General features: G+C 31.8%; 26 protein-coding genes and 2 pseudogenes. 10 read left to right on the forward strand and 18 right to left on the reverse strand.

Features of this window, described 5'->3' with window-relative positions; genetic code table 11:
• Positions 1 to 549: pseudogene (locus LQ686_RS11520) on the reverse strand (transposase); the annotation flags it as partial.
• 367 nt (positions 550 to 916) lie between these two features.
• On the opposite strand from LQ686_RS11520, the gene LQ686_RS11525 reads away from it, so the two are divergent.
• The 5 genes from LQ686_RS11525 to sarA all read left to right on the forward strand — a co-directional run bounded on the left by LQ686_RS11525 (position 917) and on the right by sarA (position 6,798).
• The gene (locus tag LQ686_RS11525) at positions 917 to 2,422 is read left to right on the forward strand and encodes a PTS mannitol transporter subunit IIBC (RefSeq protein ID WP_239733343.1); all 1,506 of its coding nucleotides are present in this window, start codon (positions 917 to 919) and stop codon (positions 2,420 to 2,422) included.
• Positions 2,423 to 2,446: 24 nt separating this feature from the next.
• Complete coding sequence (locus LQ686_RS11530; RefSeq protein ID WP_025905500.1) at positions 2,447 to 4,489, forward strand: BglG family transcription antiterminator; 2,043 nt, start codon at positions 2,447 to 2,449, stop codon at positions 4,487 to 4,489.
• Positions 4,490 to 4,495: 6 nt separating this feature from the next.
• A complete protein-coding gene (locus tag LQ686_RS11535) occupies positions 4,496 to 4,930 on the forward strand; it encodes a PTS mannitol transporter subunit IIA (RefSeq protein ID WP_025905499.1) in 435 nt (144 codons plus the stop codon).
• Positions 4,930 to 6,048, forward strand: coding sequence for a mannitol-1-phosphate 5-dehydrogenase (locus tag LQ686_RS11540; protein WP_103361259.1), 1,119 nt, complete (start codon positions 4,930 to 4,932; stop codon positions 6,046 to 6,048). Before LQ686_RS11535 ends, LQ686_RS11540 begins: the two co-directional genes overlap by 1 nt.
• A 381-nt stretch (positions 6,049 to 6,429) precedes the next feature.
• The gene (sarA, locus tag LQ686_RS11545; protein ID WP_025905497.1) at positions 6,430 to 6,798 is read left to right on the forward strand and encodes a global transcriptional regulator SarA; all 369 of its coding nucleotides are present in this window, start codon (positions 6,430 to 6,432) and stop codon (positions 6,796 to 6,798) included.
• Positions 6,799 to 6,990: 192 nt separating this feature from the next.
• On the opposite strand, the gene LQ686_RS11550 is transcribed toward sarA, so the two are convergent.
• The 13 genes from LQ686_RS11550 to LQ686_RS11610 form a co-directional block, all read right to left on the reverse strand.
• Entirely contained in the window at positions 6,991 to 7,773 is a 783-nt protein-coding gene (locus tag LQ686_RS11550) for an alpha/beta fold hydrolase (protein ID WP_025904923.1), read from the reverse strand.
• A 132-nt stretch (positions 7,774 to 7,905) separates the two neighbouring features.
• On the reverse strand, positions 7,906 to 8,622 hold the full coding sequence (locus LQ686_RS11555; protein ID WP_025904922.1) for a hypothetical protein: 717 nt from the start codon (positions 8,620 to 8,622) through the stop codon (positions 7,906 to 7,908).
• 94 nt (positions 8,623 to 8,716) lie between these two features.
• Positions 8,717 to 9,244 (reverse strand): SA0570 family protein, encoded by a 528-nt coding sequence (locus LQ686_RS11560; protein WP_025904921.1) that lies wholly within the window; start codon positions 9,242 to 9,244, stop codon positions 8,717 to 8,719.
• Positions 9,245 to 9,368: 124 nt separating this feature from the next.
• Positions 9,369 to 10,148, reverse strand: coding sequence for an alpha/beta fold hydrolase (locus tag LQ686_RS11565; protein WP_051575479.1), 780 nt, complete (start codon positions 10,146 to 10,148; stop codon positions 9,369 to 9,371).
• Positions 10,145 to 10,840 carry an HAD family hydrolase gene (locus tag LQ686_RS11570; protein WP_103361261.1) on the reverse strand — a complete coding sequence of 232 codons (696 nt, stop codon included), beginning with the start codon at positions 10,838 to 10,840 and terminating at the stop codon, positions 10,145 to 10,147. Before LQ686_RS11570 ends, LQ686_RS11565 begins: the two co-directional genes overlap by 4 nt.
• A 155-nt stretch (positions 10,841 to 10,995) precedes the next feature.
• Positions 10,996 to 11,976, reverse strand: a complete 981-nt coding sequence (locus LQ686_RS11575; protein ID WP_025904918.1) for a FecCD family ABC transporter permease — start codon at positions 11,974 to 11,976, stop codon at positions 10,996 to 10,998.
• Positions 11,969 to 12,859: an ABC transporter substrate-binding protein gene (locus tag LQ686_RS11580; RefSeq protein WP_103361262.1), complete on the reverse strand. Its 891-nt coding sequence runs from the start codon at positions 12,857 to 12,859 to the stop codon at positions 11,969 to 11,971. Before LQ686_RS11580 ends, LQ686_RS11575 begins: the two co-directional genes overlap by 8 nt.
• Before the next feature lie 95 nt (positions 12,860 to 12,954).
• A complete protein-coding gene (argS, locus tag LQ686_RS11585; RefSeq protein WP_107573154.1) occupies positions 12,955 to 14,613 on the reverse strand; it encodes an arginine--tRNA ligase in 1,659 nt (552 codons plus the stop codon).
• Positions 14,610 to 15,026, reverse strand: coding sequence for a YwiB family protein (locus tag LQ686_RS11590; RefSeq protein WP_025904915.1), 417 nt, complete (start codon positions 15,024 to 15,026; stop codon positions 14,610 to 14,612). Before LQ686_RS11590 ends, argS begins: the two co-directional genes overlap by 4 nt.
• Before the next feature lie 205 nt (positions 15,027 to 15,231).
• Positions 15,232 to 15,744, reverse strand: a complete 513-nt coding sequence (locus LQ686_RS11595; protein WP_025904914.1) for a YwhD family protein — start codon at positions 15,742 to 15,744, stop codon at positions 15,232 to 15,234.
• A gap of 68 nt (positions 15,745 to 15,812) precedes the next feature.
• Complete coding sequence (locus LQ686_RS11600; RefSeq protein ID WP_103361264.1) at positions 15,813 to 17,111, reverse strand: HD domain-containing protein; 1,299 nt, start codon at positions 17,109 to 17,111, stop codon at positions 15,813 to 15,815.
• Between the two features lie 23 nt (positions 17,112 to 17,134).
• A complete protein-coding gene (locus LQ686_RS11605) occupies positions 17,135 to 17,896 on the reverse strand; it encodes a 2-keto-4-pentenoate hydratase (RefSeq protein ID WP_025904912.1) in 762 nt (253 codons plus the stop codon).
• A 13-nt stretch (positions 17,897 to 17,909) separates the two neighbouring features.
• The gene (locus tag LQ686_RS11610; RefSeq protein WP_048541439.1) at positions 17,910 to 18,386 is read right to left on the reverse strand and encodes a GNAT family N-acetyltransferase; all 477 of its coding nucleotides are present in this window, start codon (positions 18,384 to 18,386) and stop codon (positions 17,910 to 17,912) included.
• A 611-nt stretch (positions 18,387 to 18,997) separates the two neighbouring features.
• On the opposite strand from LQ686_RS11610, the gene LQ686_RS11615 reads away from it, so the two are divergent.
• Positions 18,998 to 20,203 (forward strand): MFS transporter, encoded by a 1,206-nt coding sequence (locus LQ686_RS11615; RefSeq protein ID WP_239733346.1) that lies wholly within the window; start codon positions 18,998 to 19,000, stop codon positions 20,201 to 20,203.
• 117 nt (positions 20,204 to 20,320) lie between these two features.
• Here LQ686_RS11615 and LQ686_RS11620 read toward each other — a convergent pair whose 3' ends face one another.
• Complete coding sequence (locus LQ686_RS11620; RefSeq protein WP_107590502.1) at positions 20,321 to 21,172, reverse strand: NAD-dependent epimerase/dehydratase family protein; 852 nt, start codon at positions 21,170 to 21,172, stop codon at positions 20,321 to 20,323.
• 205 nt (positions 21,173 to 21,377) lie between these two features.
• On the opposite strand from LQ686_RS11620, the pseudogene deoC reads away from it, so the two are divergent.
• The 4 genes and pseudogenes from deoC to LQ686_RS11640 all read left to right on the forward strand — a co-directional run bounded on the left by deoC (position 21,378) and on the right by LQ686_RS11640 (position 23,894).
• A pseudogene (deoC, locus tag LQ686_RS14300) lies at positions 21,378 to 22,090 on the forward strand (deoxyribose-phosphate aldolase).
• A gap of 6 nt (positions 22,091 to 22,096) precedes the next feature.
• Complete coding sequence (locus tag LQ686_RS11630; protein ID WP_070369114.1) at positions 22,097 to 22,810, forward strand: GntR family transcriptional regulator; 714 nt, start codon at positions 22,097 to 22,099, stop codon at positions 22,808 to 22,810.
• A gap of 77 nt (positions 22,811 to 22,887) precedes the next feature.
• Entirely contained in the window at positions 22,888 to 23,268 is a 381-nt protein-coding gene (locus LQ686_RS11635; RefSeq protein WP_107573218.1) for an SDR family NAD(P)-dependent oxidoreductase, read from the forward strand.
• Positions 23,269 to 23,681: 413 nt separating this feature from the next.
• On the forward strand, positions 23,682 to 23,894 hold the full coding sequence (locus LQ686_RS11640; protein WP_107573216.1) for a VraH family peptide resistance protein: 213 nt from the start codon (positions 23,682 to 23,684) through the stop codon (positions 23,892 to 23,894).
• A 119-nt stretch (positions 23,895 to 24,013) separates the two neighbouring features.
• Here the strand turns inward: LQ686_RS11640 and tmk are convergent, their stop codons facing one another.
• The 3 genes from tmk to LQ686_RS11655 all read right to left on the reverse strand — a co-directional run bounded on the left by tmk (position 24,014) and on the right by LQ686_RS11655 (position 26,354).
• Positions 24,014 to 24,634: a dTMP kinase gene (gene tmk, locus LQ686_RS11645; RefSeq protein ID WP_107573215.1), complete on the reverse strand. Its 621-nt coding sequence runs from the start codon at positions 24,632 to 24,634 to the stop codon at positions 24,014 to 24,016.
• A 520-nt stretch (positions 24,635 to 25,154) separates the two neighbouring features.
• Entirely contained in the window at positions 25,155 to 25,613 is a 459-nt protein-coding gene (locus tag LQ686_RS11650) for a VOC family protein (protein WP_107573129.1), read from the reverse strand.
• A gap of 192 nt (positions 25,614 to 25,805) precedes the next feature.
• On the reverse strand, positions 25,806 to 26,354 hold the full coding sequence (locus LQ686_RS11655) for a nucleoside hydrolase (protein WP_345772681.1): 549 nt from the start codon (positions 26,352 to 26,354) through the stop codon (positions 25,806 to 25,808).
• Positions 26,355 to 26,426 lie beyond the last annotated feature (72 nt).

The raw sequence follows: 26,426 nt of genomic DNA on the forward strand, positions 1-26,426 counted from the left end.
CCTTTAGAAACAATTTTATTATTCTCTCTTACCTTAATGTGCATAGCATCAACAAATACATACTTATACTGATGACTAACAATAGGTCTACTCGCCCATTCTTTGATTTCAGGATCCAGGTTTTTTTATTACGCTTGAAACAGTGGATTTAGACACAGATTTTCCCGTTAGGGATTCCACAATTTTATTAACATTTCTAGTTGAAACACCATTAATATATGCTTCTGTCATCGCTAAAATAAGGGATTGGTCAGAACGTGAATATTGATTGAATACTTCAGTTGTAAATTCACCGTCACGTGTTCTTGGAACTTTTAATGTCAGATTGCCAATAGGCATCAGGAAGTCACGCTCATAATAACCATTACGTTGTGCGTTTCTTCCTGAATTCTTTTGTTTATATCCAGCATTAACATACTTATCTCTTTCCATTTCCATGTATGCATTTATGACAGTCATAGCTATTGTTTTCATAGATGCATTCATATCACTTCCAAAAATAGCACTTGCCAATTCTTCATAATCTAAGTTAACATTTAATTGAGTCATATATAGTCACCTCTACAATTTTTTCTTAGTCGATTACATTGTACTAAAGTGAGCTATATATGGCTCTTTTTTTATTACACAATTATATGGACATATTCCCAGAAACCTCCTCCTCTTCCTCCATCTTCTTCTATTTCAACTTTATTTCCTATTTTATATTCCATAACAGTATGAAGCGCCTCTTCAAAAGTGTATAATTACATTACAAGTGTGTATAAGCTATTTGAATCCCCCAAAATAAATGTTTATGACACGCATGTCAAAATGGATGTGACAAAGTTGCATTTACTAATCATTGTATATGTACATACATCTTCGTATGATTAAGTTACAAAATACTTTTTATATAAGGGAAGGTGTGTTCAATATGGCAGAACAAGCTGAAAAGAAAAAAGGCATTGGTCCTAAGGTTCAAGCTTTTGGTTCATTTTTAAGTAGTATGATTATGCCAAACATTGGTGCTTTTATTGCTTGGGGGCTAATTACAGCACTGTTTATCAAAGATGGTTGGCTACCTAACGAAGAACTTTCTTCAATGGTTGATCCAATGATTAAATATTTAATTCCATTACTTATTGCATTTAGTGGTGGTCGTTTAGTTCACGGTTTACGTGGTGGTGTCGTTGGTGCGACAGCTACTATGGGTGTTATCGCGGCATTCCCAGATACGCCGATGTTAATCGGTGCAATGATTATGGGTCCATTACTTGGTTGGTTAATGAAAAAAGTTGACCAATTCTTAGTTCCTAGAACACCTCAAGGCTTTGAAATGTTATTCAATAACTTCTCAGCTGGTATTCTAGCTTTCATCATGGCGATTGTTGGTTTCAAAGGATTAGCGCCATTAGTTGAAGGACTTATGAAAGTCTTAGGTATGGGTGTTGACTTCTTAGTTTCTCATCACTTATTACCATTAGTAAGTATTATTATTGAACCAGCTAAAACAGTATTCTTGAACAATGCAATTAACCACGGTGTCTTAACACCTCTTGCATCTGAACAAGTAGCTCATGCTGGTAAATCTATTCTTTATACTTTAGAATCAAATCCTGGACCAGGTTTTGGTATTCTATTAGCTTATATGGTATTCGGTAAAGGTACTGCAAAAGCAACTTCATATGGTGCTGGTATCATCCACTTCTTAGGTGGTATTCATGAAATTTACTTCCCATATGTTTTAATGCGTCCTTTATTACTAGTTGCCGTTATTTTAGGTGGTATGACTGGTGTTGCAACATTTAGTATGTTCGACTTCGGTACTACAGGACCAGCATCTCCAGGTTCAATCTTAGCTTATATAGCTATTACACCTAAAGGTAGTTACTTAATTATGTTACTTGGTATCTTCCTAGCAACATTAGTTTCATTTGTAGTTGCATCTATCATCTTAAAATTCACTAAAGACCCTGAAGGCGACATTGAATCAGCTACTGCTGATATGGAAGCTCGTAAAGGTAAAAAATCTTCTGTTAGCGATGCTTTAACTGGTTCTAAAGAACAAGAAAAAGGTGAAGCTTCTGAAGAAGAAAAAGATGAATCTGAAGAACTATTAGATCAATATGACACAGAAAATATTGATGCACATGATTTCTCTAATGTTAAAAAAGTTATCTTTGCTTGTGATGCTGGTATGGGCTCAAGTGCTATGGGTGCTGGTATGTTAAGAAATAAATTCAAAAAAGCTGAGTTAACTGATATTGAAGTTACAAATACAGCTATTAACCAATTACCAGACGATGCTGATGTTGTCATTACGCAAAAAACATTAACAGATAGAGCAATTAAGAAAAATCCTAAAGCCATTCATATTTCAGTAGATAATTTCTTAAATTCACCAAGATATGAAGAATTAATTAACGAACTGAAAAAATAATTTTACACAAAGGAGTGAAGAACGATGATGATCAGTAACCGGGAAAAGAGTATTCTCAAATTACTATCTGAGCGTCTTCACTCTTTTTTAACAATTCATGATATTGCACAAGCACTTGGTATTTCCTCTCGAACTGTTCATAGAGAGATGAAAAGCGTTGAAGATACACTGAATAAATATCACTTATCTCTGACAAGAGTTCCTAAATTAGGATTACGTATTGAAGGAGAACCAGAAGACATTGACAATTTTGTACAATCATTGACTGAACAAAATACAATTGATTTATCTGATGAAGAACGAAAAGTTATTATTCTATACAACCTTATTCAATCTAAAGATCCAGTGAAATTATATAGTCTTGCGAATGAAATTGGTTCATCTACACATACACTTAACAAAATCATTGAGCAATTGGAACCTGAATTACACACATTTGAACTTTCATTAGAACGAAGACGTGGCGAAGGTTTGATTCTTAATGGTGAAGAAGTCAACAAAAGGCAGTTACTTGCTAGAATCATGTTAGAAAAATTAGATGGTGACAGCGTGTACTCTGTAGTAGAAGATCATTTCGTATATCATACGTTAAACGAAACACATCTTCGAGGTATTGTTGATATAGATAGATTGTTTAATGTTGAACGCTTGTTAATGGATGAACTCGGTACATTACCTTATACATTAACTGAGGCAAGTTACCTCACATTAACGATTCATATCGTTTTAGCAATTGAACGTATTAAGCAAGATGGACATGTAGAAATTGAGGATGATATTTTAAATGAATTGATTTCGACGGATGAATTTAAAGTATCAGAGAGACTTACCAATGTATTAAGCGATATATATGATGTGACATTTAATCATTCTGAAATTGCTTTTATTACAATGCATTTAAGAGGCGCAAGACGTCGCCACGAAACAACTTATGAAAACAATGATATTCATAAGCAGCGCGTTACCGAACTTATAGAATTTGTAAAAGATCAAGGATTTTCATTTAAAGATGAAGATGCCCTATTCAAAGGATTAAATTTACATTTAGAACCTGCGATTAATAGACTTGAGGCAAACATTGAAACCTACAATCCGCTTACCGAAATGATAGAAACCTATGATCAAGAGTTATTTGAAGCTGTTTCATCAGGTTTAAAGATTGTATTCATGAATTATCATTTTCCAAAAAGCGAAGTTGCTTATATCGCACTTCACTTTGGTGGCATGTTACAAGCAAAACAAAGACGTTCATTACATGTTCTCGTTGTATGTAGCAGTGGAATTGGTACAAGCCGTATTCTATCCAATCGTTTAAAACAGCATTTTTCTGAAATCACGCAAACTACCGAAGTTTCTGTCAGTAGTTTGAAGTCGATTGATTTTTCAAAGTATGATGGCATGATTTCAACTGTAGCTGTAGACACAAAGTACCCACATATTACAGTGAATCCTTTATTACCAAAGCAAGACGCTGAAAATGTGAAATACTTTTTGAAATTACAGCAATCTGTTGTCCATGATCCTCAAAATACGCAAAATCAAGAACAACCACTATCATATGAAGATTATGATCGCACTGTAACTTTTATAGAAGAAAGTTTGGCACTGATTCAAAATATGATCGTTGAAAAGAAAAAAGTAACACAGTTAGAACGATATCTCATTCAAACATTGTCCAAGCATCGTGTGATTGACAATACACATACGTTCAGTGAAAAGCTTAACAGCCGAATGAATTTACAAGGCTTTGCATTAACTGGTTATCCAGTTGCTATTCCCCATCTTTCTGATGAATCAATCAAAAAGCCACAATTGATTATTACGGAATTAACAAAGCCACTAATGCTAAAAACGATTGAAAATGAACAACAAGAAGTAAATTGGCTTGTATGTATGTTTATTCCGAGAAATTCGGAACAAGGACAACTTATGAGCGAAGTGTCATCCTTAATTACAGAACATTTGGATGATATTGATCAGTTGTTAAATGATAGGGTAAAGATAGAGAACACACTCAAATCATTTTTCTTAAATAAATTAAAACAAAAACTAACGAAAACGGAGTGAATTAACATGACAAAATTATTTAATCCAGAAAACATTTTTATGAATCTCTCAGTAAATTCTCAAGAGGAAGCTATCGAAAAAGCTGGCCAAGCATTAGTTGAAGAAGGTGCTGTAACTGACAAATATATTACTGCAATGAAAGAACGCGAACAAATCGTTACAACATATATGGGTAACTTCTTAGCTATCCCACACGGTACAGATGAAGCTAAAACTGAAGTATTAAAATCAGGTCTTGTATTACTTCACATTCCAGATGGCGTAGATTGGGACGGCAATGAAGCAAAAGTAGTCGTTGGTATCGCTGGTAAAGATGGCGAGCATTTAGATATTCTTTCTCAAATCGCTATTGTATTTAGTGAAGAAGAAAATGTTGAACGTGTTATCAATGCACAATCTAAAGATGAAATTCTTGCAATCTTTGAGGAGGTTGAACTTTAATGAAAGCCATTCACTTTGGTGCTGGTAACATCGGACGTGGCTTCATAGGTAAAGTATTAAATGATAATGGCTATGAAGTAACATTCGTCGATGTTAACGAAACAATTATTAATCAAATTAATGAAGAAAAAGCTTATCAAGTTGTTATCGCAAATGAAGAAAATACTAAAGAACCTGTTTCAGGTGTTAAAGGTATCAATAGCATTACTGAAACAGACAAATTAAAAGAAGCAATTTTAGAAGCAGATGTCATTACGACAGCTGTTGGTGTAAATATCTTACCTATTATCGCTAAATCATTTGCATCATTCTTAAAAGAGCGTGAAGCTGGTAAACCGTTAAATATCGTTGCTTGTGAAAATGCTATTATGGCAACAGATCAACTTAAAAAAGCCATTTTAGATATTACAGGTCCTTTATCTGATGACATTAGTTTCCCTAACTCAGCAGTTGACCGTATCGTACCTCAAGGTCAAAAAGAAGGATCATTAGACGTATTAGTTGAACCTTTCTTTGAATGGGTTGTAGAAGCTTCAAAATGGCAAGGTACACAATTACAAGATGTACACTATGTTGATGATTTAACACCTTATATCGAAAGAAAATTATTAACAGTTAATACAGGTCATGCTTATTTAGCATACTTTGGTCAATACAAAGGTTACAACACAATTCTTGAAGCGATTCAAGATGAAGAAATTAATGTAGGTTTACGTGAAGTATTAAAAGAAACAAGTGAATATCTTGTTTCTAACTTCGATGAATTTACGAAAGAAGACCAATCTTACTATGTTGAAAAAATAATTGGTCGTTTCCAAAACCCATATTTATCTGATGATGTAACAAGAGTTGGTCGTGGCGTATTACGTAAAGTTGGACCAAACGATCGTATCGTTAAACCGCTAGTAGCATTATCTAAAACGAATAAAAAACATTCTGAACTCGTTAAAGCACTTTGCTATTTATTAGAATATCAAGATGAAAACGATAAAGAAACAGTTGAGAAAAACGACTATATCAAGGAACATAGCGTTGCTGAATTCTTAAGTAAATATGCAGAATTAGAATCAGATATTATCGAAGAAGTAATTATTCAATATACTTCAATCAATAAATAATTATAAAGAAGTCGTATGTTAAATACGACTTCTTTATATGGTTAATTTTATAATATTCCCATTTAATATCGGCATATTTTGTAATTTTCATTTTATTTTATTGATAGAATTAATAATAACCATGCACTTTAATTTTTTGAGATTATATTATACCTACCTTTCGTTTGTGACAGTTATATTATTTATATTATTATTTAATTAAATCCTACTCTTATTAGTTTACATACAGTTATTTTTAGGCTAAAATAAGTAAATAATTGATAAACTGTATTTATGAATTAAAAATTTAAAACGCTTCCATATTGATAATGCGAGGCTTTACCACCAAACTGTATTATTTCAATTACAGAAGCAAAATACTCACTTCTAGGGGGATTCAAAATGGCAATTTCTAAAATAGAAAATTGTTCCGATTTATTAGCACTTGTAACATATGTGGACAAATTAAAATCAATCATTAAAAAGGATTTTTCACTTAGCTTTGAAGAATTCGCAGTATTAACTTACATTAATGAAACAGACGATGAAGAATATCATCTTAAAAAAATCATTAGCAAGTTAAATTACAAACAACCACAAATTGTAAAAGCAGTTAAAAACTTATCACAACAAGACTACTTTACAAAAAGAAGAAATGAATATGACGAGCGTACAGTTTTAATTCTAGTTAATAAAAAACAACGTAAATCAATTTCAGAAGTGCTTGAAAAAATCGATAACGAAATCGCTAAGACTGAAATTAACGAATAATATGAATAAAGCGGAGACATTTTATGATGTCTCCGCTTTTTTGTGTGGTGTGGGGGTGATTGGTAAACTAGGTATATACTTGGCAAAGATGTGAGTTTATTCCGACTTTAACTCATATCTTTCACACCCCCCACCTTCCTCACCTTACCAATAAAAAAGCTAAGACATCATCAAATGCCCTAGCTCGCTTTATTATATGACTTGTTTATCTCTTACTGGTTGGTTTAAAAAAGATGATACGACTTGTTTGAATTTTTCACTTTCTTCAATAAATGGTGCGTGCCCTGAATGTTCAAATATTTCTGTTTGAGCGTTCTTTATATTTTCCGAATCATTATCAATATCAAAAGGATCATGTTTACCTTTCACGATAAGTGTTGGTATGTCTATATGATCTATTTTGATATTTATACCATTTATAGATCTAACAGAAATTGCATCTTCTTCTGGTGTCATTCGATAATATTTTTTCACTTCTTGATACCATTTAAAAGTCGATTTAACATCATGAAATATTTCATTGAACAATATTAACATTGCTTCTTCTTTACTAAATCCTGCAACTTTATCTCTATGTTTGGCTATTAATTTAATAAGTGGTTGTTTACCTTGATTGGAAATTGAAGATACGAGTACTAACTTTTCTACTTTATCTGAATGTTGGTTTGTAAATTCTTGAGCAATGACGCCACCCATATCATGTCCTAATATATAAGCTGATTCTATGTCTTCAGCATCCATTAAATCTACAATGTCATCTATATGATTTTGGATAGAAATTTCTTGTTGTTTATCTGATTTACCATGTCCCCTAGAATCCATTGTATATATTGTAAATTGATCTTTCAGAAGCTGTACTGTTGAATTAAATGTCGCTAAATTCATATTTAATGCATGTAACATAATTAATGGTTTCCCTTTACCGTGTTTTTCATACACTATATGAGTCCCATCCCTTGTTAATAATTCTCCCATAGTGAGTACCTCCCTACTTTACAGTAATAATATACCCATTTAACAATTTTTCACACTTATAATATTAAGTTAATGCCATAAAAATAAATGCAAAAAATGATTGTAGTCAATACATCATCTTCTGCATTTATGTTATACATATTTTCTTGTTGAATACATCATTACAAAATAAAGGATAATCACGAGGATAATAGACCAACTCGCAAATGTAACGATCATAATTACTGTTTCATTCATCGTTATGGATGCAATTGTTTTTTGAATAACTGCTAATCCCATTGCACCAACTTCGAGCTTTTTCATAAATATTGCGAGTATGACGAGAAGAATCCCAATGCCAAATATGGCTTGAAATACTTGTAATGGTAATACATACATTCCTAACGTAACATTAAATATTTTAAGCATACATAGAACAATGCCTATACTAAATAAGAAAATATTGGTCATCATCAATTTCTGATTAGGATAGAGATAACTATGTTTTTTTATAATTAAATATATAACGAGTGAAATAGATAATATAATTACAAAATAAAATATATACAATCCCGTTACGGCATTAAACGGAATGAGCTTTTTATCAAATAAATATGCTAATAATAAGAAGTGTAGTGTATAAAAAATGATTGGATTATAATTTACAACCACAATATTTCTCTCTATGATTTGAAGTATTTCAGCGTGAGATTTGTGTCGATATTCTGCATAGTCTATATCTTTCTCATCTGACTTTTTCATATCCTTCTTTAATGAATGTTGTACTTTATCAATTTGTTTAGGTAATACACCGACATGCTGTAAATAGTCATTTACATTTTCCAGCAATACATTATTGTTCGGACGCAAATAAATACACCACCTTCATTATAATATTGTATAAATTAATCCCCTATTATGCAATATGTATATAACATAAAAGGGGATTAAATTCGCTATTGATTTAGTATTTACCTATATCAACACGATATACTTTAAATTGTTTACTATCAGGTGTTGCTTTTGAAAGCTGGAAGTGTGCTTGTCCATTATTCACATAAGCATAACCGCCCGTATACTTATTATTTTGTACACGTTTAGTCGTATTGTCTCCTAGAATTGAGACAAGTGGATCTAATTTCACATTTGTTAATTTGTCATAAATCATTGTAACGCGTTTAACCGTTTCTTTATTACCTTTAACTTTGGCAGTAATAATCATATGTCCATTTTTAGTATCAAATTCGTAATAATTTTCTCTATCATTACTATCATCAGAATATGAGAACATTAAATTAGGATACTTTGATTTAATTTTAGAAATCTTATCACCAATTTTAATACCTTCGATTGTTACTGTACCGTCTTTATAGGTCTGCACATTGTTTTCGTTAATATTTAATTGATTTTTAGTTGCAGCATTTGCCTCAGCAAAAGTTGAAAATGGCAGAACCATAAGTACCATTGCAATTATTAAGAGACATTTTTTCATATGAGGTTCTCCTTCAGTCTGCGTCTTATATGCTATGCATTGAACTGCGTTAATTATAACATAAAGATTACAAAATGACCACTTTTATTACAATCATGTAACAAAACCGTGAAATATCGCTTGATTAACTTAAAAATTCTTCCAATACTTTAATGAATTTCTCTTTTTCCTCAATAAAAGGCAATTCACCTGAACCTTCAAACAGTTTAAATTCAGCATTCGGTAACAGTTCACTTATTCTTTTACCTTCGCTATATAATATTTTGCCATCGTATTGTCCAGAAATGACGAGCGTACGTGTTTCAATATCTGGAAGTAACGATATAATATCAAAATCTTTAAAAGAGCGCTTAACAGCAATCTCTTCTTCCATCGTTTGAAGGTCATTTGACGGAATATGTGACTTTACAAACTTTTTAGCTTGTTTAATATTTTTATATCTGAATCTTAATAAATATTTTTCTTTGTCTTCATCAGACATCGTTCTAATTTCATCAGCATGTCTATCATAAATACGGTTATCTGGGAACGTTGAATGATCGTCTGTAGGATTAATTAACACCATGCCATTGATCAAATCAGGATTTTTATATGTGAGACCTGTTGCAATGGTTGCTCCAAGTTCTAGACCAATCACATATGCTGAGTTAATGAATAATGCATTTAATAGTTGTTGAATATCTGAAATATAGTCATCTACTCTACTATCATGTGGTGTATCACTTAAACCATGACCTCTTAAATCAATAGATATAACTTGATAATTTTTACTTAACTTTTTAATAAGTGGTTCAAAGACATCCATATCTTGAAAAACACCATGTAACAAAATAATTGGATAGCCGCTTCCTTTTGTATTATAGTGTATGGCAACATTTTCTTTCGTTAAAAATAAGTTCATCATGCTTCACCTCTTTCGATTTGTTTACAAACATCTATGAGATCACTTAAACTTTCGATTGTATAATCTAATTCGTGCTCCTCTGGTGTGCCAATGACTGAATTAGCCATCCATGCAGTCTTCATGCCCATAGCATGCGCTGCTGCGATATCATTTAAAGGACAATCTCCAACATATAATGCATGATGTGCCGTTATGCCAAGATGTTTCAATATATCTTCAAATATAATTGGGTCTGGCTTCATAGCACCCACCTCATCAGAAGTTGAAACATAATGAATGTATGGATAAATACCGATTGCATTCATAACGTGTTTAATTTCTTCACTCTTACCATTCGCTACAACACCTAATTTATAACCCATACTGCGTAGTTTATCCAATGCTACCAATGTATCATAGAAAGGAAAATGGTATCTGTAGTGATGCATTTTATAGTCGTTATAAAATGTCTTCCACGATATCCTTTCTATATTTAATCTCTTAACAAGTTCTTGATATACCCATTCAACATCTTCTATACCATAGGGATTTAACGTTAAATATACCTTTTCAAAATCACGTCTTTGGACTGTTACCATTAACTCATGAAATCTCTCAAACTGCTCTTCCAAAAACTTCATTCGCGATTTCTCACGATCTACAAGCGTATCTTCTAAGTCAAAAATAATCGCTTGAATATCACACGAACACATGTCATCATCCCTTTCATAGAAACATTTTAAACTATTCCATAAAGAAAGCAATACAATTTTTACATACAAAACACCAACCCTCTATCATAATGTTTAAAGGATTGGTGTCCGTATGCTATTGATTGTGATTTAATACTGATTGATACATTAAATATTCAGTAAGTTCTTTCTTTTTTTCGTTGTTCTGTAATCATTAAATACATCATAATCGGTATGGCAATAATTGAGAGTATAATGCCAACCGGAATTTGTATCGGACTTATGATAATTCTGCCAACAGTATCTGCAATTAATAAAAGTGCACCGCCGATTAATAAATTCAACATCATTTGAACGTTAATAGGTACCTTGTACACCCTTCTAACAACTTGAGGTACAATCATACCTATAAATCCAATAATACCCGTAAAACTTATAATAACGGCTGTCATTATAGCAGCTAATAACAAACATGTCCATGATATCAATCGAACATTCACACCAAGTGTTGTAGCTTTATCTTCACCTAATTGAATCATTTTAATATAATGACTCATCATAAACAAGATTAAGATACAGATTAAAGTAACAATCCCTGTGATTTCTACAGTTATTTTTTCGGCAGATGAAACACTACCAAACATATATGACACCATGCTATTAACTTTATCCGGCTTAAGCAATAAAAGTATATAAAGTGCCGAACTAAAGAATGCACCAATAAAAATACCTGAAAGTATCATTGTTGCTACATGAAATGTTTTGACCATCGTTTCTGTAATCAGTACAACAACGATAAGCGTTAACAAGCTGAAGAATATTGAAAATAGTGGCACAAACCAAATGGATACACCGATAAATACGGCAAGCGCACTTCCGAATGTTGCCCCGCTTGCTAATCCTAACGTAAAACTATCCGCGAGTGGATTATTCAATATCGTTTGATAGATTTGACCACTCATGACTAGCCCCATACCAGCAATTAATGCTAACAGTGTCCGCGGTACTCTTAACTTGTAAAAAATCGTCCATTCTAGTTGATTATCAAATTTCCATGTTATACCCGTAGATCCTACGAATAAAGAAATGCCAATTGCAAACAATAGAACGAGAAACCATATCACAACATGACGATAAACGTTATGATTTTTAGTCATAAACTTTTTCAGAAAGTTCTTTTAGACCTTTCGCTAATCTTGGTCCTGGTCTAGAAATCATATCTGCATTGAGTGCATGAACGTGTTTCTCTTTAACAGCATTAACTTGGTCAAAGCCATCTCTATTGTTATTTAATTTTTGATATTCCACTTCAGACTGTCCACTTGTTGTAATCATAACATCAGGATTTCTTTTAAGAATACTTTCTTTATCCGTTTTAATCCAACCTTCTTGGTCATGATAAAGGTTCTTAGCTTTGATAGAAGTTAACATATCATCATAAAACGTATTTGATCCTGAAGTGTAAATATCAGGTTGAGAAGAAATTTCCATAAATACTTTTTTACCTTGTTGGTCTTTAGGGACGTCTTTTACAACATCTTCTATTTCTTTCTTCACTTTACTTACTAATTTATCTGCTTCTTTTTCTTTACCTGTTACTTTTCCAACTTGCTTGAATGTATCATACATTTCATTAATTGAATTTGCATCATCTATGTAGACGACTTTCACGCCTGCATCACTTAATTTTTTTAAATCTTTTTCTTGTGTAGATTTGTTCGACTCATGCGCCAAAATTAAATCAGGTTTTGCTTTTAATAACGCTTCTGTATCAAGTTTAAAGGCATCGAATTGTTTTTTATCTTTCACATCTTTAGGATAATCATCAACAGTTGATACCCCAACGACTTTATCTCCAAGTCCTAACGCGTATAATATTTCTGTATTACTTGGAATAAGCGATACAATACGCTTATATTCTTTCTTATCAGTTGTTTCTTGTTTCGTTTCTTTCTTGTTATCCGTATTACCTCCGCTTTGGCAACCTGTCACGATGATCATAGCAGCAAAGATTAAATAAAATATTTTGTTTATTTTCATACTTAATCCCTCCATATATTTAATTAAAAAATGGTACACAAAAAGGAGCAACTCAAATAAGATTGAGCTGCACCTCAATTAAAATAATGATTAAATTACATAGATTCTGGAGCTGACACACCTACTAATGCTAACGCATTGCGAAGTGTAATACGCGCCGCTTCAATTAGAGCTAAATGCGCTTTAGTCTTCTCTGCATCATCTGTTAATACTTTCTCTGCATTATAGAACTTATGGAACTGTGCAGCCAAATCTTGAATATAATTCGTAATACGATGTGGACTGCGTGATTCTGCAGCAGAAACAATTGTTGGTTCAAATTCAGCAATTTTCTTCAATAAATCAAATGCTTTTTCATGTGTAATTAAAGATAAATCGACGTTTTGATCAATCGTGATACCTTTTTCTTCTGCTTGGCGAATAATAGATGATATACGCGCATGTGCATATTGTGCATAATACACTGGGTTATCTTGTGATTCTTTCTTAGCTAATTCCATATCAAAGTCAAAGTGTGTATCAGGACTACGCATCGTTAAGAAGTAACGAGCGGCATCAATGCCTACTTCATCCATAATGTCACGTAATGTAATAGCATTACCTGTACGTTTACTCATTTTCACTTCAACGCCGTCTTGTAATAATCGTACCATTTGCATAATTTGTATTTCAAGACGTTTTGAATCTACGCCAAATGTTTCAAGAGATGCTTTTAAACGATTAATATAACCGTGGTGATCAGCACCAAATAAATTAATTAATTTGTCAAAACCACGTTCTACTTTATCGTAATGATAAGCGATATCTGGTAAGAAGTACGTATACGTACCGTCTTGTTTAATTAACACACGGTCTTTATCGTCACCAAATTCTGTTGTTTTTAACCATGTTGCGCCATCTTGTTCATAAGTATAGCCTAATTCTGTCATTTTATCTAAAACAGCTGAAATTTTGTTTGTTTCATATAATGATGTTTCACTGAACCAATTATCAAAATGAATATTAAAATCTGTTAAGTCTTGTTTTAATTTTTTCATTTCATAATCTAAACCAAGTTTACGGAATGTCTTAATACGTTCTTCTTCCGCTTGATCTTTAATTTCAGGATGTTTTTCAGCTAAGTCTTTACCGATTGCGATAATATCTTTACCGTAATAACCATCTTCAGGTAATTCAGCATCTAAACCTAACGCTTGGTTATAACGCGCTTCAATAGAATGTGCTAAATTTTCAATTTGTTTACCTGCATCGTTAATATAATATTCACGTGTTACATCATAACCAGCTGCACTTAACACGTTTGATAATGTATCACCTACTGCTGCATTACGTGCATGTCCAATATGCAAATCTCCTGTTGGGTTTGCAGATACATACTCAACGATGATACTTTCGTTTTTACGTTCTTCTGTTTGACCAAATGTTTCGCCTTTTGTTAAAGCTGTCTTAATAATTTCAGTTAAATATTGTTGATCTAAGTAGAAATTAATAAATCCAGGACCTGCAATATCTACTTTTTTAACATTCGCTTTATTTGTATCTAAATTTTCAACGATTTGATTTGCTATTTCGCGTGGATTTTTGCGCGCTAATTTTGTTAATACCATCGCAATATTTGAAGAATAATCTCCATTTGCAGGGTCTTTAGGTGTTTCGATTTTAATTTCTGGAACTGTTTCTACAAGTTCAGATTTAATGATACTTGCTTTAATTTCTTCAATTAACGTTTCTTTAACTTGGTTAATAATGTTCATTCATTTATCTCCTTATAATTAATTTGAAATTGGTATGTTCCAAGTAACCCAGTTTGATCACTTAGCTGATAATGTATCCTGAGTTTACCTTGTTGATCGTCTATAAAATGTTTGATTGATAATGTATTAACGTGCATTGTCATGCGTCCTGCATCAGTATCATAATAACTAATCGTTTCCTGTCCTTCAACAAAGTGAAAGACTGTTTTGACCGCGCCAGTACGGTGGATTTTCACGCCATCATCTTCTATTTTAAGCATATTTTTTACGATTTGTTCATCAATCGTTTCTTCATATCTAATTATATCGCTATTTCTTCTATGAAATGTACCTGATGTTTTTGTTTGAAATGTTTCTTTCTCGCCATTTTGTTTCACGACTTGTTTAATATTTATATTAATATTTTCTTTCATAATTGGCCACCTCACCGTTTAAGAACGTATATCATTATAGCATATTTGACTATTAAAATTAAAAAAAGCAGGGCGAAAAGCGCCTGCTTTTTTTAGTGTCCTAGCTATAGTAGCTATCAACTATTTTACTTATGATATTGTGAAAAGACAATAGCTATTTAGTTGAATTGTGATAATTCACAATTAAGTCACAAAATAGACATATTTAATTTATCTCTAATGATGATTTTAGTTCATCACTGCTGTTATGCCACATTTCAGAATTATGTTCTTGAAGGAATTTTTTAAGAACTGCTCTATTTTCGTCACCAATTTGGTCAATTTTCACTTGATGTTTCATAGATTTATCCATCATATTCACATGTTCTGGCATACTTTTATATCCACGTTTCTTAGGTTTATTAACCATTAAATAGCAACCTGTTAGTCCTGCATAATATGGACCTTGTTCGCCACGTTCAGTTGTAACCCAGCAAAGCCAATATTCTTTTGCTTCTTCACCTTTGACTTCTTCTATATCTTTAACCCATTTCACACGCTTTTCTACTTCAGCTCTAGCATGCATGGCACCAATATCGATAAATGCAGTTTGTTCTGATACATCGACGAATACAGGCGCAACGTTGTCTAAACTTATAGAGCCTATATTTGTACCTTTATGCCCATCTAATGGATCATTTTTAATGATATTAAATTGAAATCCTTTCTTTTCAGCCACTTGTTTCACCTCATTTAATTCATGATTACATCATACTAGAGTATCAGACTGACATTCAAGTTTGTAATCTACACGAGTTCATTTAATATATTGATAATATCGCCTTTAATCGTTTCATCTTCCATTTCTATAATTAATTCTTTAGGATAATACAGTTTATAGTCTAAACGTTTAATCCCTGTAATACTATGGATGATGACTGATTGGCTACTAATTTCTTTAATACGACCTGTCTTCTGTAATAGATGTATCGGCTGTCTATTTGATCCTGGTCGGTCATAATCATACGGTAAATCTGAGAACGAGTCACAAACGAAATAATATTCTGGGTCAATGCCGCCTTTTTCAAATAGATCTGTCAGTTCACCAATCGTAATAATAGATCCATCAAATGGTAAGTATTTAAATAAATCACGATTAACAAATCTTTTACTTAAATCACTTAAGATTGGATCATCTTCTTCAGTCCACTCTTCTAAATAATACATCACGACCGCTTCATCAAGACGAATATAATCAGCGATTGAAACGTCTCCTTCAAAAAATGGAATTAAATATTTAGGTTGCTCTTTAAATGAGTATCCTTGATCATAAAGTACCTTTGCACGCTTAAAGCAGCGATTTAGCAACACTTCTCCACCTCGACTCACCGGGTGAAAATAAATTTGCCAATACATTTGATAACGACTCATTAAGAAGTTTTCAACTGCATGCATACCACTTTCTTTAATCAACACTTCATCTTTAGACGGACGCATCAATCTCAGCACACGTTCCATATCAAATTGACCATAACTCACACCTGTAAAATATGCATCTCGCTGTAGATAATCCATGCGATCTGCATCTATTTGAGATGAAATCATCGATATGACTAATTTATTTTCATGTGTCTTATTAATCACTTCTGCTACTTCAGATGGAAAGTCAGGCGAAACTCTACTCAACACTTCATTAACTTCTGTATCACCTTTAATAATCAGCTGTGTGAATTTTTCGTGATCCGTTAGGAAGATTTTTTCAAAACAATGTGAAAAAGGACCGTGCCCTAAATCATGTAAAAGTGCTGCACATAATGCGAGTGGTCTATCCTTATTATCCCAATGTGCACGTCCTTCAAATACTTCATCTATCATACGTCGTACAATTTCATATACACCTAGAGAATGTCCAAAGCGACTATGCTCAGCTGTATGGAAAGATAAATAGAGTGTTCCAAGTTGTTTAATTCTTCTTAAGCGTTGAAATTCTTTCGTTTTGATAAGATCCCAAATTAATTGGTCTCTTACGTGTATATAACGATGAACAGGGTCTTTAAAAACTTTCTCTTCAGGTAATTTTTTTGTTCCATAAGCTTCCTGTGTCACTTTGTTCCCTCCATTTCATCCAATTATTCTACAATAAATTCAATTTCGCCGACATTTTCATATACGGCTTTATACTCTCCTTGTGTTAAAGGTTTTGGCAAAATAAATGTTCCACTTGAAATAAACATGCCAGGTGTTAATGAACGATTATATTCTTTAATTTCATTAATCAACCACTTAACAGCTTTAGCAGGATGTCCCTCAACTTCTGTACTAAATCCAGAAGCTAATTCTTTACCGTCTAAATATAATGTCCCCTTAATGTTATCTATATCTTCATAACTTAATTTCTTAGGTTCACCGTAAACAACGCCACCACTTACTGCGCTATCAGCAATAATTTCTGTTACAGATAAATTAGGGAACCAGTTACTAAAACGTGAATCCGGAATCTCTACCCCTGGTGCAATCAAGCATTTATTCATAATATCTTCAAGGCTATCTTCTTCTGTTAATTCTTCTTGAACAATAAAGACTAATTCTAACTCTGCTAAAGGTTCATTTAAATCATTTAAATAAATATGTTTGTCCAGAATAGTTGTTTCTCCCATTGCACCATATAATGGCGTTGTTGAAGAAAAGATATCTCTTGTTTCTTGACTCGTTAAACTAATTTTATAACCTTTATGAATTTCAGTTTCTTCCTTACGCTGCAACACACCTTCTTGAATATCATATGCAGCATGTTCAGTTATATTCGATGGTAAAACACCATTTGGAATAATTGATTGATTCTCATAAGCTTCATAAAATTGTGAAATCCATTTATTTAGTGATTGTTCCATTACAATCAACCTCCTAAAAAGTTTTTTTCATTAACGTCGTGCGCATCGTGTCACCAAAAAGTAATTCTTCATATTCACGTATCACTTCAAAACCTTCCTTTTTATAAAAGGCTATACCGATATCATTCTTGCCATCCACTTCTAAATAAACTTCATGATATGAATCTTTGTATTGATCTAAACCTGCTTGTAATAAAGCTTTACCATACCCTTCACGTTGCGCTTCAGGCAGAACATAATGAGAAGATAAATACAATTCAGTACCTTTGATAAAATTAGCAAAACCAACAATCTTATCTTCATCTTCTGCAACAAAGAAATCAGAATCATTAATGCGCTTTTGAAGCATCTCTTTAGAATAAGACGCATTTAAAAATGCCGTCACAGTGCTCGCAGTATAAATATTGGTATACGTGTCATACCAAGCCTTAGACGCTACATTTTTAATACCTGAATAATCTTCAATTGTTGCTTTTCTTACATTTGCCATAAATATCTCTCCTCTATCTACCTTACACATCAATCGTCAATTCATGATGTCTATTAATCTAAGTTTGTAAATCCCCGTTTAATAATGTTCTAATGTACACATTTTAAATAACTTTATATCTCACGTTATAAATAATTATATCATTTATATATTAAAAACTATAATATTCAGAATACTTAATTATACCCGAAAACCCTACAGAAATGTAATATTTGTTAAGTATGTTAACACAAATTTAAAATACAGAACGTCAAAATATAAAAAACGAAAAACTAACAATCATTTTTACTAAATAATAACCCTCTTCCATTTATATATAAATTTTTAGGGAGAGCATTTTAATTTGTCATTTATACGTATAAAATCAATAATTTTCAGAAATATCTGATTTGTTATTTTCTTAACCGTATGCTATTTTTATTTTGTGATTTTATAAAAAGGAAATGATGATGCAATATTAAGTAGGAATTTCAAAGAAGATTTCTTACTGCACTTAACAGTTCAAATTATGTTCAAATACCAAATTAAAAAGGATGGCGAAAAGATGTAATATTACTAACCCTTAATAAAAACAATTGAATAATAAAATCTTTAAAGGGAGTAATATTTTTATGCATAAATCATCATTTCGCTTTTTATGGATTGGCCAATCTCTCGCAAATAGTGGAGATGTTTTTTATATGGTTGGTTTAATAGCAATCATATATGGAATATCAGGATCTGTAACTTATATGGCATTTGTGCCCTTTTTCATCACAACATCGCGATTTTTAAGTGGCATGATTGCACCATTAATTATTGAACGCATCCAATTAAAATTATTGTTGGCATATTCACAATTTGGAAAGACAATTCTTGTTCTCATTCTTGGATGTTATACAGAATTTTTCCCTTCTTCTAGCACCATTTTTCTGATTTTTTTATTAGTAATTGCTATTTCTTTTTTAGATGGATGGGCAAACCCAGCAAGAAATGCTTTAGTCCCAATATTTATTGAACAAGATTTTCTAGTGAAGGCTAATAGCTTTCTTGCCATTCTTGACCAAACGATTCGTCTTGGTGGATGGACAGTTGGGGGAATACTCGTTGCAATTATCGGTGGTGAAAATGTTATATGGTTAACATTTTACTTATTTGTAGCATCCACTATCATGATGTTTCTAATTCAAAACGTCGATAAAAACGGATTTAGTCAAGAAAAACAAAAAAAGTCTACGAATTGGGACATATTAAAAGAAGGCTGGATAACCATATGGCATACGCCTACTTTACGTACCATAAGTATTGTTGAATTTTTTGAATCCATAGCAAACGTGGTATGGGTAGCTGCAATTATGTATATTTATGTTGAGCAAGTCTTACAAACGAGTGAACAATGGTGGGGATATATAAATGCCAGTTTCTTTGCTGGATTAATGATAGGTGGTTTTTGTAGTTTAAAATGGTCGCATTTAATAACTCGACTTTCTAGTAATGTTATTGTAGTGGGTTCTTTTGGGGCTAGTTTGACGACACTAATGTTTGGTTTAGTATCGACTCCATGGATCGCACTAGTAATATCTCTGATATTTGGAATAGTAAATCAAATTAAAGATGTAGCTCAACAGACGGCAGTACAAAAGAGTGTCGTTCATAGACTTCTTCCCAAAATATACTCTGCAAAAGACGCTCTAGTAACTGCGACTTTTGGAGTTTCTTCATTAGTTTTAGGTAACTTGACTGATATGTTTGGTGTGAGGTTCACATTTTTATTAGCAGCAACACTTCTCTTCATTTCTACAATTTTTCTGATGACAAACCGTAAAAAGATTAGCTAATCGAATTAAAAAATATGTTAAATAAATATAAAGCGAAGTACAAATTCCATGTACTTCGCTTTATATTTATTTGTTTTAGTGCTTTAAAAATGTGCTGTTCTCTAATGAAAACATGTTTTATTTAATCGGATGCATACCGTCTTTCCAAGTTGAATAAATGAGTTTACCGCCTTGGTCTTTAAATTTCTTATTCGTTACGCCGCGCTCAAATGGTGCTGCTGGCTCAATGTTTAGAGTTGGTGTGACGTTTAATTCGTTGGAATACCATTTAGCCCAATCGTCTCCTTTTACAGGCTCATCATCTGCTACGTTATAAATACCTGATTCAAAGTTTAATGCTTGAATGGCTGTTTCAACTGCATCATCTATATGAATAAATGATTGTACGCCGTCTGTCATCGTAACTTCACCATTTATAAATTGATTATAAATCATACCATCTTTGCCATACCAAGTACCTGGTCCATATAATAAACCGTAACGTAAAATAACATGTTTGTTTAATCTAGCTGATTCTTTTTCTAATCCTTCTACACCATCAACTGTTATTTTACGATCGCCACTAGCGTCATAGTCTAAACTTGTTTCTTCTGTTGCTAATGTATCTCCAGCTTCATAAACAAATGCAATACTTTGTGATTGAATATGTGGCACATCGTGTTTAATTGCCGCTTCTACAAGATTTCTTGTACCTTCTATTCTAACTTTCGTATTAGCTGACATATCAACTTGTTTTAAGTCTGTGATTTCGTTCATGATTATATCTGGTTTAAAATCACCGATACTTTTTTCTATTGTGTCATATTCTAGTATGTTACCTATATATGCTTTTACACCTGCATTATCAAGTTTTTCTTTACCTTTTTCAGAAGTCGTTAACCCAGCTACTTCATAACCTTCTTCAATTAAACGTTTAGTTAATTTTGTACCTATTAAACCAGTAGCACCTGTAACAAAAATTTTAGTCATGATAATCCACCTTTTTTATTTATATTTTCATTGAGATATATACCCATTTTCAGAGTATAAAACCATCCTAGAAAATATCAAAATCTTTATTATGTAATTACATAATAATTTGTAATGTCACTATTATTAGATATCTAGGCTAATTGACTTGTGTAAGCGCGTTATTATATTATTATGTCAATACAAATAAGGAGTGTTTATTTTGATGAAATCTTATACAATTGATGACCTTTGCCGAATGATTGACCACACGAACTTACATGCAGATGCAAGCCCAGAAGATATAAGACAACTTTGTGAAGAAGCAAAGAAATACCATTTTAAGATGGTTGCTGTTAACCAAGTACAATCCAAATTATGTGCAGAAATATTAGCTGGAACTGATATAGGTATAGGCGCTGCCATTGCTTTTCCATTAGGTCAGACTTCTATTGAATCTAAGAAGTTCGAGACACAAGATGCGATTCATAACGGTGCTACAGAAATTGATTATGTTATTAATGTTACTGAATTGAAAAATGGCAATATTGACTATATCAAGAAGAAATGTCTTCAATAGTAGAAATTTGTAAAGCACACAATGTCACTTCAAAAGTTATCTTTGAAAATGCCTATTTAACTAAAGAAGAGATCAAAACTTTATCACTTATCGCAAAAGACGTTAAACCTGATTTTATTAAAACATCTACTGGCTTTGCGACATCAGGTGCAACTGTTGAAGATGTTAAATTAATGTCCGAGACTGTAGACGGCGCAGTTAAAGTTAAAGCAGCTGGTGGTATTCGTGATGCTGATACATTTATTAACATGATTAAAAATGGTGCAGAAAGAATTGGCGCTAGTTCTTGTATAAATATCATCAAAGCAATAGAAGAACGTCTTACAGAATCAGATCAGAAAACAATAGAAATTGGATGATAAATTATGATAAACAAACCTTTACATCAACAAATTAAAGAAGATTTACTGAATAAAATTGAATATGAAGACTATAAAGTTGGCGATAAAATTCCAAATGAAGTTGATTTGGCGACACATTACAAAGTAAGTAGACCTACTGTTAGACAAGCAATTAATGCACTTGTTATCGATGGCTTTTTAGAACGTCGAAAAAAGCGAGGTACAATCGTTCGACAACGTAAAATCAATCAAGAATTTACACACGTCATCGAAAGCTATAATGATGAAATGACAAGAAAAGGATTAATTCCAAAGACAAAAGTTCTATCATTGAAATCAGAAGTTGCCAATGAAGAAGTCATGCAACAATTAGAACTTAAACCTGGAGAATCTGTATATAAATTAGTCCGCTTAAGATATGCAGAAGAAGACCCAATCGTCCTTGTGACAACTTATATCCCACTATCATTAGTACCTAATTTAAAAGAAATTGATTTTACAACGACACGATTTTACGAAGTGTTAGAAAAAAATCAAACACCTATAAAAGAAATTACGAGAAAGCTTGAATTAATCACAGCAGATGAAACCGTAAGTGATTTATTATCTGTAGAGATAGATGCCCCACTCTTCTACTTCCATAGTGTGGGTTATATAGAGGATCATGTTCCAATAGAATATTCGGTCTCTAAATACAGAGGCGATTTAAACTCATTTATCTTTAATATTTCTTCATAATCTACCCATGTTCAAACAATTATAAGCTCAACGATAGCAATAATGCAGTCCAATCATGAATAAAAAGGTGATATGCTATGACAAATATATTAGAGCACTTCAAATTACAAGGTAAAGTTGCAATCATTAGCGGTGGCACAATCGGAATAGGTCAATCAATGGCATTAGCATTAGCACAAGCAGCCGTTCAGATTATTATTGCAGATCAAAACGCCTCATCAACTAAAGAATCACTCGTAGAACTTAAACAGAACGAAGACATTGAAACAGTTGCATTAAAAGTAGACATAAACGATCCAACATCGGTAAATCAAATGATCAATAACGTCATAGAACAATTTGGCAAAATTGATATGTTAGTCAATAAAGTTGGTATGACATACAACGTAACAGAAGAAGAACTCACATTTGAAGATTGGAATAAAGTTATGAATCTAAACTTGAATGGAATATTTTGAGTGATCTGATGTATTAAGGCTGTGTTTTGACGAACACAGCCTTTTTATATTAAATTTTATTTATTTCTATATATTTAATACTTTAAATAAGTTAAAATTATATATAAATTGAAATATAAATGGAGTTTTTCACATGAAATATAAAAGTTTCGAACAAAATAAGATATTTATGATTTTAAACTGTATTATTTTCTTGATAGCTTGTTTACTACTCAAAAGATTCCCTATTTTTAATTACTCAGGCTTTTTAGGAACTATATTTTTTATTGTTATGATACTTATATTAAGTGTTGTCATATATCAAGTTAACTTCTTTATATATAGAAAGATCAAAAACTATACAAGAGAAAATAAATATGATTAGAAGTACGTAAAATATTTAGAATGAAGAATCAAAATGGAGGCGTTATTAAATGTCTATAAAACAAGTGATCGATAAGTTATTAAATAAAAAATGGCATTCGGAAGACATAATATGGCTAATTCTTATAATTGTTGTTATGAGTACAATCACAACACCATTATTAGGTGTTCCTATTGGAATCATAGTTTACTTTTTACTATTTGATAATAGTGATGAAAGTGACGAAGAAGAAAACGAGTATGAGTTAGATAACAAGAAGTAAAACATTTATTAATCCAATACATAAAAAAGAACCCCAAAATCCAACGTACATTTAAGGATTTTGGGGTTCTAATTATTTATTATTAATATCCTTTTTTACGTTTAATTCTCATTAAATACTTATGTTGTTTCGAGATTTTTTACTTCTTTCATTTTTTTAATTACATTGTCTATAATAATTGAATGAATAATTTCTTGTGATTGAGTAGCATCAATAATTATTGTATCTTCAGGTAAAATATCGTGAAAAGTTTTACGTATTTCTTTAAATACCTCTATATTACGTTCTTCATATTTTAATTCATTATTACCTCTCAATTTAACCCTTTGAACTGTTTCTTCAGCCTTTAAGTCTAAGAAAATTATTACATCAGGTTTTCTAATATCACCGTTTATTATTCTAATGAAGTTTTCGTCTAATCCTCTAACCTTAAAGTATGCTAAGGAGCTATATAAATATCTATCGGAAACTATATTTATATTTTCAGCTATTTTTGGCTCTATATAAGTAGCAAGGTGCCATCTTCTATCTGCTGCTAGTAATGCAATAGATTTCATATCAGGACACACACCATTATCTAGATAATTCCTAACTCTCTCATCTTCACGATAGTAGTTTGTTGGTTGTCTAGTTGTTTCACAAGCTAAATTATTATCATTAAACCATCTTTCCAGTAGCTTGATTTGAGTACTTTTGCCAGAACCATCTAAACCACATACAGCAGTTAAAAGACCCGTCATTTATTAATACCTCCATTTACTTCAATAACATTTTTTCATATACATTTTTATTTAAATTATAATAAATATTTAATCAAATTCACATTTATAATTTTCTGAATTTTTACTATAAGTAATATATTACTTTTAAATCAAAGAACCGCCAATTTAAATTTAATACATAAATTATTAAATATTATGTAGCTTGATTCTGCATAAATATATATAATGTAATAAAAAAATCACTACAAGCATTGTTAAAAAAACAAATTGTAGTGATTTTTTATTATTAAACTAACTTTGAAATACTGAACTATTTCAAAGGAGATGCACCATGAAACTCTTATACACTCTTTTAATTTATTATTTTTCAGTAATGATAGTATTTATCATATTCTAAAGTATACTTCAACGAGAATTAGAGATATCAAGAATTCTCATAGTCCCTTTAATTTCAAGCATTATTATGATTGCATTTAAGAAACAAGAATGAAGTAGTTTGAAAACTTTATGACCGAATATTTTTCATATATTTTCATAATTAAATCTGATTAATTTCTAGCCAATCACTTAGATACATTTTTTTATGAAGATGTTTAGGATTTTTTAGTTCTGTGATAAATTCCAAACTATTTCCGTCTAAATCATAAAAATGGATTTTAGCATAAGCCTTATCCTCATGTGGAGAAACAAATGGTTCTGTACCTTCAAATCCAAATGCTTCTCTTGTAGTTATTTGTCGTTCTTTAAGCCATGAAATTGATTTTTTCAAATCTTCTAAAGTTACTTCAAAAGCAACATGTCTTATAGATGGGTGATATGGATATTGGCTAACATCTGTTTCCCATAGACCAAGCCAACTTTTATGCTTTTCAATCCAAAAAAATGCAACTTTTTTAGGAATAATGCTTTCTAATTCTAATCCTAATTTTTCATAAAAAACAATTGATTTCTCTAGGTTTGAAACGGGTAAATGGGATTCAAATAAACCTTTTATCATTTAGTCACCTTTTTCTGAAATGTTATATTTATAAAGTACTTTAATTACACTTCTGTATAACGATATTAATGTAACCTATTTACTAATACATTGTAATAATAAACCATCTTCAAATCAATGTCCTTATACTTTAATACATACCTATACATTCATATACTAGATCGAAGAATTCGTCGACTTTGACGTTTTTGGCTACTTTAACGTTATGTTCTTTTTTGAGTAGTCGGATTCGTCACATACTGTTCGTCCATAACTTGATCCGCGGTTAATGTCGATTTCTACGTACATATCTTGAACTTCAAATAAGTCTTTATTTACGAGGTAGCCTATTGTTGTTGCATCGTGTAATGGACCTGCTTCTAATCCAAATTCTTGGAATTGTGTTTTTAAAGTAAAGTTCATTAAATCACTAAACAATTGCCCAGCTTTATTATTTGTTGATTCCATACGTTTTATAATTTCAGGTGTGCATAATGTCTTGTTTGTTACATCTAGACCCATCATGACGATTGGTACACCTGATTTAAAAACAATATGTGCCGCTTCTGGATCAGCAAAAATATTAAATTCTGCTGATGGCGTGAAATTCCCATTACCGTACGCACCACCCATTAATACGATTTTTTTAATTTTAGATGTGATGGATGGTTCTAATTTCATCGCTAAAGCAATATTCGTTAATGGTCCAGTTGGTACTAGCGTAATATCCCCTTCGCTATTTATGGACCGTCTACACTTAATTGGACAACTTCTTTAAAGAGAAGTATTGTTAAAATTAAGAAAGTAGGTGGTCTTTTTATGAGAAGAGAGCGT

Source organism: Mammaliicoccus sp. J-M41 (assembly GCF_022385935.1).
In the GTDB taxonomy this organism is placed as follows: Bacteria; Bacillota; Bacilli; order Staphylococcales; family Staphylococcaceae; genus Mammaliicoccus; species Mammaliicoccus sciuri_A.